General features: G+C 40.5%; 8 protein-coding genes. All 8 read right to left on the reverse strand.

What is annotated here, in order from left to right:
- Positions 1–116: 116 nt before the first annotated feature.
- The 8 genes from PSPO_RS07650 to prc all read right to left on the reverse strand — a co-directional run bounded on the left by PSPO_RS07650 (position 117) and on the right by prc (position 13688).
- Positions 117–2441 carry an efflux RND transporter permease subunit gene (locus tag PSPO_RS07650; protein WP_010560019.1) on the reverse strand — a complete coding sequence of 775 codons (2325 nt, stop codon included), beginning with the start codon at positions 2439–2441 and terminating at the stop codon, positions 117–119.
- Positions 2442–2443: 2 nt separating this feature from the next.
- The gene (locus PSPO_RS07655) at positions 2444–3430 is read right to left on the reverse strand and encodes a WD40/YVTN/BNR-like repeat-containing protein (protein WP_010560018.1); all 987 of its coding nucleotides are present in this window, start codon (positions 3428–3430) and stop codon (positions 2444–2446) included.
- Between the two features lie 47 nt (positions 3431–3477).
- Positions 3478–4845 carry a DUF1329 domain-containing protein gene (locus tag PSPO_RS07660; RefSeq protein ID WP_010560017.1) on the reverse strand — a complete coding sequence of 456 codons (1368 nt, stop codon included), beginning with the start codon at positions 4843–4845 and terminating at the stop codon, positions 3478–3480.
- A 10-nt stretch (positions 4846–4855) separates the two neighbouring features.
- Positions 4856–6949, reverse strand: coding sequence for a DUF1302 domain-containing protein (locus PSPO_RS07665; protein WP_010560016.1), 2094 nt, complete (start codon positions 6947–6949; stop codon positions 4856–4858).
- Between the two features lie 277 nt (positions 6950–7226).
- Entirely contained in the window at positions 7227–7454 is a 228-nt protein-coding gene (locus tag PSPO_RS07670) for a DUF2835 domain-containing protein (protein ID WP_010560015.1), read from the reverse strand.
- Positions 7444–10047, reverse strand: coding sequence for an aminopeptidase N (pepN, locus tag PSPO_RS07675; RefSeq protein ID WP_010560014.1), 2604 nt, complete (start codon positions 10045–10047; stop codon positions 7444–7446). Before pepN ends, PSPO_RS07670 begins: the two co-directional genes overlap by 11 nt.
- An 18-nt stretch (positions 10048–10065) precedes the next feature.
- Positions 10066–11526 (reverse strand): Na+/H+ antiporter NhaC, encoded by a 1461-nt coding sequence (gene nhaC, locus PSPO_RS07680; protein ID WP_010560013.1) that lies wholly within the window; start codon positions 11524–11526, stop codon positions 10066–10068.
- A 137-nt stretch (positions 11527–11663) separates the two neighbouring features.
- Positions 11664–13688 (reverse strand): carboxy terminal-processing peptidase, encoded by a 2025-nt coding sequence (prc, locus tag PSPO_RS07685; RefSeq protein ID WP_010560012.1) that lies wholly within the window; start codon positions 13686–13688, stop codon positions 11664–11666.

A 13688-nucleotide genomic window follows, 5' to 3' on the forward strand; every position in this document is an offset into this window, starting at 1 on the left:
TTAGCATAGATATAAATAGCATTTTTTGTAGCAAACCAGTACATATTTCAACCAGTTGGCTTACTATTCACAAAATATAGATAGAAATGGCCATTTCTGGCCATTTCAGTACACATTTATTCAGAAGTTTTTTTGCGCCACAGTAGTGTACCTAGCGCTGGTAGGAGGAGTACAGCACCTAACATGTTGACCAAAAACATAAAGGTTAGCAGAATTCCCATGTCCATTTGGAACTTAAGTGCAGAAAATACCCAAGTGCTTACACCAACAGCTAAGGTAATTCCGGTAAACAGTACCGCACTACCACGCTCAATCAACGCACGGCGATATGCTTCTGTTAATGGTACGCCTTGGCGTAATAACCCACTCATTGACGACAGAATGTAAATACCATAGTCAACACCAATACCAACACCCAGTGCAATTACCGGTAATGTACTTACTGTTAAACCAATTTCTAGCGACACCATCAATGCTTGTGCAAGTGTTGACACCACATAAAGCGGTAACACTACCGCAATGGTGGCACGTAACGAACGGAAACTGATTAAGCAAAGTAAAATTACCGCACCGTAAACGTAAATCATCATCGGCAATTGCGCTTCGCTTACTGACTCGTTTGTCGCAGCCATAACGCCAACTGGACCTGACGCTAACTTAAATTTAAGTGTGTCTGTGCCCTCTTCTTGTGCGAATTGCTTAACCGCATCGACAACCTGATTAATCGTTTTCGCTTTATGGTCTTCAATAAAGGCAACAATTGGCATCACAGAGCAATCACTGTTCAATAAACCTGAGCTTGTTTCTACGCGGCTAGACGCTTGTACAAGTGACGCCGTGTTGCGCGGCAGAGTTTGCCATTTTAAATTACCTTCGTTGTAACCGGCGTTAACCTGCTGTGCGATACTGCTAAGAGAAACAGCAGATTGCACACCGTCAACGTTTTGTAACTTCCACTGAAAACGGTCAATTCGCTCCATGGTATCGTGGAAAGTACACGCTTCTGGCTCTGCCTCAACAATCACTTTTAAAATATCTACCGAGATCGAATATTTGTCGGTGATAAGGAAAGTATCTTGGTTATAACGGGCATCTTCATGAAGCGACGGCGCACCTGCATGTAAGTCACCAATTTGCATTTCGTTTGATTTGATAAAACCAAATACAAAAAGAGCAGCAGCAATAAATAAAATCGCCTTGCTCGCTTTTGGCTCAGTGGCTTTAACAAGCATTTCACGAATACCCGCAAACGCGTCGTGTGTCTCGCCATTACCATCATCAACACGCTTCATTTTGGTGTAATCAAGGTAAGAGGCAATCACTGGTAGTAATACAAGGTTGGTAAAGATAATTACTGCTACACCAAGGCTCGCTGTAATCGCAAGCTCACGAATAATACCAATGTCGATTGATAATAATGTGATAAAACCAACAGTGTCAGACAATAATGCAATACCACCAGGAACAAGCAATGCAGCAAAACTAGATTGCGCTGCAACCTTATTAGACAAGCCCTTCGCCACTTTCTGACCAATACTGTTGATCATCTGCACGCCATGACTTACACCGATAGCAAATACCAAAAATGGTACTAAAATTGACATTGGGTCAAGACCAAAGCCAACTAAATTTAATAAGCCAAGTTGCCAAATTACCGCAATAAGTGAGCACACAATTGGTAACACGGTTAGCTTCATACTCTTACAGAAAAGCCATACCATCACCGTAGTAATCAAAATCGCAATTAAGAAAAACAACACAACGTCTTTAGCGCCATCGGCAACATCACCTGCCATTTTAGCAAAACCGATAATGTGAATAGATACGTTATCGGTAGTAAATTTGTTGCGAATTTCCGATTCAAGCTTTTCAGCAAATACTAAGGTATCGAGTTTTTCTTGCGTCTTTGGATCCGTTTCCATTAACTGAGCTGTTACCATAGCGCACGAATAATCGTTCGCTACCATACGGCCAACAACTTTTGCTTTTTCAATGTTTGATTTAACAGTTGCAAGACCGCGCGCATCGGCTTTGAAATCTGCTGGAATAATTGGCCCACCGGCAAAGCCGTCTTCAACTACTTCAACAAAGCGCGCGCTCGGTGCAAATATCGAACTTACAAGCGGTCGATTAACACCCGGAATAAAGAATAACTGATCGTGCACATTTTTAAGCTGGGTAAAGAACTCTTCATTAAAAATGTCACCACGCGTATCACACACTGAAATTAAAATACCATTAGCACCGCCAAATTGCTTTTCGTGCTTAAGGTAGGTTTTCATGTACTCGTGGTTTAACGGAATATTCTTATTAAACGACGCATCGAGTTTAATTTGAGTAGCTTGGAAACCTAAAAATACAGTGGCCGCAATAAAGATAAACAATACTGCTAAGCGGTGTCTAAAAAGACTTGTTTCTATTTTTGTTAATAATGAATTCATAATTACTGCACGCTAAGTTTATGTATTCCCGCTTCTGATGCGACGATTAATTCATTATTATTCTTCGCACCCGCCAAAAGTGATTTGCCGTCTTTTGTAACAAATTTAACTAACTGGTTATCACTGTATGTAAACCACACACCACTATTTGCTAAAAGCACCGCTTTATTACCGACAATTTCAATATTATTTATTGATGCTGTGGTGTCAGTTTCTAATTGTGTCCACTCAACACCATCAGTGCTAGAAAACGCAGTACCGCGCAAGCCACCGACTAAGTATTGATTATCTAATTTATTGAATGAGAAAAATGAACCGGCATAGATTTCATCTAAGCGTTGCCATGTTTTACCCATATCGCTACTGGTTGCCATTAAACCTAGCTCACCCACTAGCCACAGTGTTTCGCCATCTAAAAATATTTTATTAAAATGCGGTAGAATCGCTTGGGTTTCTATTTTGTACCCTTCTGGATCGGATTCTTTTAAGTCATTCAGATACGCACGATCTTCTTCATACAACAGCGAATCATAAAATTCTTTTTGCCATGTTTTACCACCATCAGTTGTGCGATAACTTAAGCCATACGCGCCAATTGCTAATCCGTGGTTGGCATCAAAAAACAGAATATCAAGTAACGGCTTATCTAATTCGGGTAAAAACTGCTGAATTGTCCAATTTTTTCCGCCGTCTTTAGTATGCAAAATCGTTGCGTCGTGGCCTACCGCCCAACCAACATTGGCATTTATAAAATAAACACCCGTTAGCAAGCTTTGTACTGGAGAGTTTGCTTGTAGCCATTCTTGGTTGTCATTGCTATAAACAATGTTTCCCCACTTACCAACTGCCAAAGTTTGGCTGCCGACACGGGTAATATCGGTTAATAGATTTTTAGCCGCAAGTTTAGCTGGAATTGCCGCCTGTGGTGTAACTTGCGCAATTGCGCTAGTCGTCAATAGAGAGCCGATTAAAAATAGATATTTTTTCATATAGGTAGCGTTGTGAGAAAAACGGCCCTCGCGGGCCGTATTATTATTTAGCGTCGACCAGAGCGACGTAATGCGTTTGAAGTAAACTCGGTGTCTTTGAACATTTCTTGGAAGTCATACATCTTCTCTTCGTTATCTAAGCCAATTGCTAAGTAACGACGTGAGTTAAGATCGTGATAAACATCCAAAGTACTCCAATGAGTTGGTACTTCGTAGTAGTTCACACCATGCGCCATTGCTACACGGTATAACTGGTCGCGGTTATCATAAAGATCTGCAACATGAATTTGCCAGCTGTCTTCGTCGATAAAGAATACGCGCTTCTTATAAATATGACGCGTACCTTCTTTAAGATTCGCTTCTACTACCCAAACTCGGTGTTTTTCATAACGTACGTGTTCTGGGTTAATGTGACCAGGCTTCAAAATGTCATCATATTTCAGCTCATTGCTATGTAGCTTGTAACTGTTATATGGAATGTACATTTCTTTTTTGCCTAATAACTTCCAGTCGTAACGGTTTGGTGAACCGTTAAACATATCGAAGTCATCAGTTGTACGCAAGCTATCCGACGCCGTTCCCGGTGCATCATACGCAACGTTTGGTGCACGACGAACGCGGCGTTGACCTGTGTTATAAGTCCAAGCCTGACGTGGTGTTAATACTTGGTCCATTGTTTCGTGAACAAGCAGTGCCGTACCTGCTAAACGCGCAGGTTCAGTTACTTCTTGCTTAAACTTAAATAAGATATTCGACTTTTGCAGAGATTCAGGTGTTGCATCTTGCTCTGAATACTTAACCAATAGTTTTTCATCAAAGCCCACGATATTGTATGAACCGCTTGCCGTTGGAGCCGCTTGACCACCATAACGCTTAATCGAAAGACCACGGTAACGTAAAATATGGTTCCAAATGGCTTCTAGACCTGTTTCAGGAATTGGGAAAGGAATACCAATTGCAGTATTTTTAATACCATTACCTTCTTCAACAAGCTCTGCCGTTGTTGCATACTTTTTCGTTGCATCATAGATGAACTGTGGGTATGACGCACTACGACGCGTTTGGTATATATTCATTTTAAAGCTATCTGGATAAGCTTCAAACATCGCTACCTGACCAGGAGAAAGCATCTCTTTGTACTGTTCAACATTCGACTTATCGATAGTGAATAATACTTTATCGTCAGCAAATGGATCTGGGTGGTGATCACCTACTTTATAGTTGTCAGGTGCTTTTGTAATACCACCTTCCCATGATGGAATTGAGCCATCCGCATTACCCGCCTTTTCTGCACCAAGTGGTGTTAAATCTTGACCTAAACGAGCAACTTGTTCTGGTGAAATTTTAGCTAAAGCTTGTGAAGCGTTAAATACGCTACACAATGCTAGAGCCACTAGGGTAGGTTTTTTAATCATATTGTTACCCTTAAATAGAATACTTAATATTAAATGAAACATAATCGCGGTCTGCTAAGCCATTGGCTTTACCGCCACCCCAGAAACTATTGTAACCAAAGTCAAATGACCACTGGTTTTGATAGTTAAAATTAAGGGTAACAGCAGTAGACATGCGATCTTCAACAAATAAGAACATTGGATCCGGCGTTGTACCATTAACATCGTGTGAGAATACAACACGTGGTGAGAAGTTCACGCCAGCGAATAAGTTATTGTATTCACCTTTAGCAACTAGGCGATAACCCCATGATGTTGCTGATGCAAATTGATTAGTTTCAGGACCGTTAGATAATAACAAGTGAAGTGCTGTGTAATCATCAGCTGGACCTTGCATAATACCACTACGACCGGTACCTGGCGCATTCAACCGAAGTTCATCATACTCTGGCATATCAATAACGTGTACTCCACCTACTTCACCTAATACCGCCCAACTATCTGCACCTAAAGATGGGCCAAATAAGTGTGAAAAACTAAATTGAAGCTGCGCAGAGTCACGTAGAATATAACCTTGTGCAACTTCACTTGGTGACACAGTTTCTACTTGTGAGATACCTGCAAACATGTCCTGACGCACTGCATCTGGCACACCAGGGTTTGCCAACTGCTCGGCCATACCGGCATATAGCAATTCAACGTCATCAATTTGTAATGGCTCGTCTTTTCTATAAGTGAATTCACCAGCAAACGCTGTTTCACCAATGGCTGTGTTCCAGCTAAGTGCATACATTTGAATATCTTCTGGATATTCAAGCTGTGCTTCGGTAAAGCCTTTTAAATTAGTGATGTTGTCTGCATTAATGGTGTTTGTAGCGATATACGCTAAGTCGTGGCCAATTCCAGCAGCAGTAAAGTCTGACGCCTTACCTGAAATTAACGGTCTACGCTCATGGTAGTTTACGTAATAAAATCCAAACTCAGTTTCATTAAGCTCAGGTACAAACCAACCTAATTTCAAACCATACTGGCCTGAATCTTTTGGTTTTTTAAGTGCTTTGTCGCCATTGGCTTTAATCGCAACTTTAGTTGGATGTGCTAAATACATGCTAGCAAGTAGCGATTGCGCTTCAGCGCTTGATGGATCCATACCTTGCGCGGCAACAACTTGGCCCCATTGACCATACATGCTGTTTAGTGAGTTAGTTAAGTACGCTAAATCGATATCTGGGTTTGATGTAAAACCAAGCTGAACATTGTTAGCATTACCGTTTACCGCCGCAAAGTCATTAGTAGAGAAATAGGTTCCAGCTACAGGTAGACGTGTTTCGTGCCACTGATATTGATAAAACATTTCTGCTGAAAGGTTTTCTGTAATACCGAGTGAAGCCCACAACATGCCTACAGGAATAAAGGCTTCTTTAACTTCAGCACCAGGTGCTTTTAAACGATCCACGTCGACTGGGTTGATATTAATACCATGTGAAATTAAGGCACTTTCACCCCAGTTAATTACTTGCTGACCTAAACGAACTGACAATGGGTTGTAGCCATCATTCAAATCAAAGTCTGCATACACAAATGCATCAAGTAAACGAAGATCTTTACACACAAGCTCTTCCGACTCTTTATTTGCACATGGGTCAACGCCCTGTCCTGACGTCGGGTTTTTGTATGCTAAGTCTTTATCATTAAGAGCAAAATCATAGAAATACATAAAACGCGTAAAGAAACCAAAGTTGTCTTTGCGTATTTCTAATTCATGGGTACCTTTTAATAACTGTGAAAATGCTTCACCGCTATCGAAGTTAAGGTTACCGGCATCACCATTATTTGAGTAAATACCTGGCTCGGCCCAGATTTGATCTGATGTGTAGATTGGGTTAAGTGCTGGATGGTATCCAGTCCAATCAAAGCGAGGGTGATTAGATTTACCAATGTGAGTATCGAAATCACGGTCTTCTACACGGTAGCTAGTACCGTAAGAAAAAGTAGAGTCAAATTGTACTTCAAAACCACCAACTTCAAATGATGCAGCTGAAGCACTTTGGCTTGCAAGTGCCATACACGCGGCTGTAACACCTAAAGCCAGTTTATTTTTGACAAAAAGAGGACTTTTTATCATATATATTCCCCCTATGGCGGGCTGTTTTGTTATCAAGTTATTGTTTTTAGTATGCTTGTAACGATAGAAAGCAATTCATAAAATTACAAGTAAAACATGAGATATAGCGTAATCAATTAATTCGATTACATATTCGCTCTTGTTATTTGATATTCTACTTTCTAATCACATAGGTAAGACATCTTACCAGTTAAACAATCGAAATGAAAAGTGCTTAATGAAAAGAACTTGAAAAAGTTCAAACCCCACCGGCAAAATAACACATAAGCAATTAATTTTAATTAACTTTTTCTATTGAAATAAATTTATTTTCGGTGGTTAAATGGATGCGAAAACGCCCTTTTATGCCAATTGATGACATAAAAGGTCGTAATTTTTCTGCAGCGAAGCGAATTGTTTTACCACAATCACTTAGTACCTGAACGCTGGTGTAGTGGCCTTTATAATAGGCCATACACTCTTGATAGTTTAAATTAATTGAAAAGTAGTAGGTTTTACGCTCCATTTAACGCGTTACTCACCTTTTCAAACAAATCCGGGCTGAGGTCTGGTAAATCAGCAAGACGTTGTAATTGCGCTTTAACGTGCAATTGACGTTCATCGGTATGACGCTTAAAGCTTAACAGCGGCGTAATTAAACGTGCTGCATTTTGTGGATTAATTTTATCGAGTTTAATCAGTAAATCCGTCAGCAAACGGTACCCTTCACCATTTAGCGCATGGAATGATTGCGGGTTAAACATACAATAACTCATTAGCAATGCACGTACACGATTTGGGTTAGTAATATCAACTTCACCACTTTCAAACATAGCGCGGATTACATTTGTTGTATTGTCATCTTTCAATCGACCTTTCAGTGCAAGCCATTTATCCAATACCAATACATCGTGATGCCATTTATCTTTGAAGCGCTCGAGTAAACCTTCGTGGCTGGTTCGTTTATTTTCACATGCTGCTGACAGCGCGTTTAAGCTGTTTGTCATGTTATCGCTGGCAAATTGCGTCTCAAGCTCACTATCTACATCCTGCCAATCTGCCGCTGCAAGATAATCAAGTAAGCGACCTTTTAATGCACGCGTTGCAATACTCGTTGCATCTAACTCACCGTTTTCGTTTAGTGTTTGATAACGCGCTGCGATATCACTTAACAACGCGCTCGCTAAAAATGATTTTACTGCATGCAACTGATCAGTAATGGCATCTACAGGAATTGGATGATAATCACTTGCAACCGTATCAAAACTCGGCAGTGTTAAAAGCTCACTTAATAACGCAAGGTCTTTAACGTTTGAGGTAAGTAAATAGCGAAACAACGCCACTATTTCTTCATTAATTTGCGTGCCGTTATCGATGCCTGCTTTTAGCGCGTCAACCATTATACGCTGCATCGCATCCCACTTTGAAAAATCGCTGCGCGCATATTTAACAATCGTGATTAGCTCAGAAAGAGATTGTTCAAACTTCACTTTACATGGCGCTGAGAAATCTTCTAAAAAGACGACCGCAGTGTCTTTTGCAATATTTTCAAATATAAATTGCTGACGTGCATCTGTTAGGTTGATAACGCGGTCAACCTTATTGCCGTCAATAACTAAGGGTTGTGATTTACCTTCAGGTGAAATAAGTTCTAGTGCGATTGGAATATGCAATGGCGATTTTTCAATTTGATCTTGCGTGGCTGGTGTAAACTGCGACACAGTCAGCGTTAGTGTATTGTCAGCATCATTAAATTCTCGCTCTACCGCAAGCTCAGGTGTACCTGACTGACTATACCATTTCGAGAAAAGCGAAAGATCAATGTTAGATGCGTCTTGCATACTTTTTACAAAATCATCGCATGTCGCCGCTGTGCCATCATGGCGTTCAATATACAATTGCATGCCTTTTTGGAAGTTTTCTTCCCCCAAAATTGTATGCATCATACGGATCACTTCTGACCCCTTGTCATATACAGTAACGGTATAAAAGTTATTCATTTCGATAACTTTTTCAGGGCGGATCGGGTGTGCCATCGGACCTGCATCTTCACTAAACTGCGGTCCACGCATCACTTTTACTGCATCAATTCTATTTAATGCACGTGAGCCAATGTCTGAGCTAAATTCTTGGTCGCGAAATACCGTTAAACCTTCTTTTAACGATAATTGAAACCAATCCTGACACGTTACTCGGTTACCTGTCCAATTGTGAAAATATTCGTGACCCACAATGCTTTCAATGGTGTGATAATCTCGATCGGTCGCAGTAGCTTGGTTTGCCAATACACATTTTGAGTTAAATACATTTAACCCTTTGTTTTCCATTGCCCCCATATTGAAGAAGTCAACCGCAACAATCATGTATATATCAAGATCGTATTCAAGGTTAAAACGCTCTTCATCCCACTTCATTGCACGCTTTAACGAAGCCATCGCGTGATCAGCTTTATCAAGATTACCTTTATCAACAAATAGCTCGAGTTTTACATCGCGGCCAGAGCGTGTTTTAAAGTTATCATGTAATACATCAAAATCACCTGCCACTAATGCAAACAAATAGCTCGGTTTGTTGTAAGGGTCTTGCCAAGTGCTAAAGTGACGCCCATCAGCCAACTCGCCAGACTCAATTTTGTTACCATTAGACAATAAATGGGTAAACGCCTTATCTGCAATAACCTTTACTGTATATTTGGTTAATACGTCGGGACGGTCTTGAAAATAAGTGATCTTGCGAAACCCTTCAGCTTCACATTGTGTACAGTAAGCACCATCGGATAAATATAACCCTTCAAGTGACGTATTGTTTTGTGGGTCAATTTCAGTTTCGATATGTAGTTCAAACTCTGCTGGCAAGTTTTTCAGCGTCAAACCTAGCTCAGACATTTCATAATCGCTAAACGGTAAGCCATTTACGTTAATGCACAATAATGTTTGATTGACGCCATCTAGCCATAACTCATTATTCGCGCCGACACGCTGATACTGCGCTTTTTGTAATACACGGGTTTGCGTCGCTTTTAAGTCAAATTCTAAATACAGTGACGAAACCGTGTAATCCGGTGCTTTATAATCAGTTCTGAACTTAGCTTGGTTAGTTGATTTTTCTTGTGTTGTCATAACGTTTGCTCCACAAAATTATTCATCGCTTGTCTGTAAATGCTTTGGCGTAATTTTTAAAATTTTAATGCCTAAGTAGGCGTAAATAATTGCCAATAATGGATTAATTAAATTAAAGAATGCATACATCGCATAATCAAGCGGGTTAATGAGTAGTACGCTTTGCATATACGCACCACAGGTATTCCATGGGATAAGAGGGCTTGTGATAGTACCGCCGTCTTCTAATGTTCGTGACAAGTTAACGTTGGCAAGCCCGCGTTTTTCATACTCTTCTTTATACATGCGTCCAGGCATTACGATTGCCATATATTGATCTGCCGCGATTAGGTTAGTGCCAATACAGGTAGCAATGGTCGACGCAATCAATGAACCGGTACTTTTTGCGATTTTTAAAATGCTAGAAACGAAGACTTTTAGTAGGCCCACTCTTTCCATTACAGCACCAAACATTAACGCACAAATAATTAACCAAGTCGTATTAAGCATGCCTGACATACCGCCACCACTTAATAAGCTATCCATTTTCGCATCACCAGTTGTAATGCTAAAACCATCAAATAGCGCAGCCCATACCAATTTAAACGTACCAACAAAGTGAGATACACCAGACTCAATCTGCCCTGCAATTAAGTTTTGTTGAAAAATAATCGCCCAAACCGCGCCAAATAGCGCCCCAATGGCAACCGCCGGGAATGCGGGCATTTTTTTAATTGCTAATGTCAGTAACACAACTAAAGGCACTAACATCTCAATACCAATATTGAAATTCTGAAGTAGAATATTAGAAATCTCCTCTATGCGTCCTTCATTTGGTACGCCTTCAGCATTAAAACCCATTACTAAGAAGATAATCAGCGCGATAACAAAGCTCGGCACTGTAGTCCAAAGCATATGATGGATATGGTCAAATAAATTACTGCCAGCCACCGCCGGTGCTAAGTTTGTCGTTTCCGACAATGGGCTCAGTTTATCACCAAAGTAAGCACCCGAAATAACCGCGCCCGCAGTGACAACTTGATCAAGGCCAAGACCCGTTGATACGCCGAGCAAGGCAACACCGATTGTTGCAGCTGTTGTCCATGAGCTACCAATACTCAAGGCAACGATAGCGCACAATATGCAACTTGCGGCATAGAACCAATGCGGGTTTATCAGCTGCAAGCCAAAATAAATTAACGACGGTACTGTGCCCGACAGTAACCAAGTGCCTATTAATGCCCCTACCATAAGTAGAATTAATACGGCGCCAAGAGAAATGGTGATGCCTTTAATCATCGCCTCTTCTAGTTCGGCCCATTTAAAACCATTTTTAAGACCAATGATTACTGCTATTGCGGCTGAAAATAGTAACGCTATTTGGTTTGGGCCATACGACGAATCGTCGCTGTATAGATAAACGGATGTGCCAAGCAGTAGCACTAAAACGCTAATTGGAATTAACGCGTCTAAAAAGGTCGCTTGTTTTACTTGCTTCACAAAGATACCTCAAATTGTTGTCATTATTTATCAACTGACTTCTGAATAAGCACGAAGCGTTGAATTTTATTATTTTTAGTTTTACATAAAAAAGCGCCGACTTTGTGAAAATCGGCGCTTACTACATTAGTTATAAATTAATGTTTTGCGTAACGGCCATACTTAATAAAATCTGATGTTATATGAACCGCTTCTTCAAGTCCCGGGTCGATTTCATCAAGTACGTCTGGTGCATCGTCAAGTGATGCAATTGGATCAAGCCCTAGACGTTTTAACCTTTCATTCGCTCGAGCGAGTGATTTTTGCTTGTCTTCTTCACGTTGTTTCTCACGTTTCGCCTTAACAAGCGTCACTGATGCACGGTCTTTCTCTTTTTGATACAAGGCAATGTCATCATTGAGATAGATAAACTCAGGCTCGCCTGCAATACGCTCTTTATGCTTATCAGTCAAAAACGTAATCGCTGGCGTTAAATCGTCAAGTTTTGAATAATTCGCTTTACGAATGTGATCCCAAGGTAATGCATTGTCTTCTTGGCTTTCACCCCACTCAGCGGGATCAATTGGCGATGGGTATGTGATATCTGGGATCACGCCTTTATGCTGCGTACTGCCACCATTAATACGGTAGAACTTAGCAATTGTGTACTGTACGCTGCCAAGCGGATTTTCAAATAAATCAAATGCTTTTGTTAAGCTACGATGCTGTTGCACTGTACCTTTACCAAAGGTTTGCTCACCAATAATAACTGCGCGACCATAGTCTTGCATTGCCGCAGCAAAAATTTCTGACGCTGATGCGCTGTAACGGTCAACTAATACTGTTAACGGGCCGTCGTAATAGGTAACGCCGTCGCGATCTTTTTGTTTTTCAACTTTGCCGTTAATGTTGTGTATTTGAACAACTGGGCCTTTGTCGAAGAACAAACCAGATAATTGTGTCGCTTCGTATAACGAACCACCGCCATTACCACGTAGGTCGATAACAATACCGTCTACGTTTTGTTCTTGTAATTTAGCTAGCTCTTTTTTAACGTCTTTAGACAAGTTGTTATAAAAACCTGGGATCTCAATGACACCAATTTTTGTATCAAGTTCTGAGTAAACTGGTTCAAATACACTTGATTTAGCTGCTTTATCTTCAAGGCGAATTTTATCACGGATAATTTCCACTTCATGCGGCGTACCGTGCGAATCAGAGCCCTTTAGATACTGTAACCTTACTTTGGTGCCCTTCGGTCCTTTGATTAGATCAACTACGTCATCTAATCGCCAACCGATTACATCAACAAAACTTTCTTGACCTTGTGCAACAGCAATAATGCGATCATCAGATTTTAGTTTTTCGGTTTTAGATGCTGGACCACCTGGAACAAGTGAGCGGATCACAGTGTAATCTTCATCAACACCTAACACTGCACCAATACCTTCTAGTTCAAGCTGCATATCTTGCTTAAACTGTTCAGCACGGCGTGGCGATAGATAAGAAGTGTGTGCTTCGATGCTTCTTGCAAATGAGTTCATTGCAATCTGGTAAGCATCTTCGCTATTTGTTTGTGAAATACGTTTTAGCGTGTAACGGTAACGTTTTTTCAGAATTTCTTGGATTTCAGGCCATTCTTTGCCTGTAAGCTTTAAGCGAAGCGCGTCGTACTTGACGCGTTGGCGCCAGATTTCATGCAATTCCGCCATTGTGGTTGGAATTTTTGCATCTTCGCGATCAAAAAAGTAATTGTCTTCAACGTCAAATTTCATTTCTTTATCAAGTAAAGAAAGTGAATATTCAAAGCGTTCAAAACGACGACGCATATTCAAGTTAAAAATTTCAAACGCAAAAGACATATCGCCTTTAATTAATGCATTATCAATTTCATACTTGAAATGCTCGAATTTAGCCAAATCTGATTGCATGAACAAGCTTTTGTTACTATCAATCGACTCAATAAATCGGTCGTAGATTTGGCTCGATAAGTCATCGTCTAATCGAATAAGTTTGTAGTGCGAGCGAGTAAATAAATTGGTTATTCGCTTGGTTGCAGCAATATGCTGAATTTCCTGTTTTAACTCAGGTAAGTTTTCGATGCTAATATTATCGGCAGAAGCAAATAAATTTGCTGAAAATAGCGCTGCCGCCAGTGGAATAAGCCTAAACTTCTCACTCAT

This window comes from Pseudoalteromonas spongiae UST010723-006 (assembly GCF_000238255.3).
GTDB lineage: Bacteria > Pseudomonadota > Gammaproteobacteria > Enterobacterales > Alteromonadaceae > Pseudoalteromonas > Pseudoalteromonas spongiae.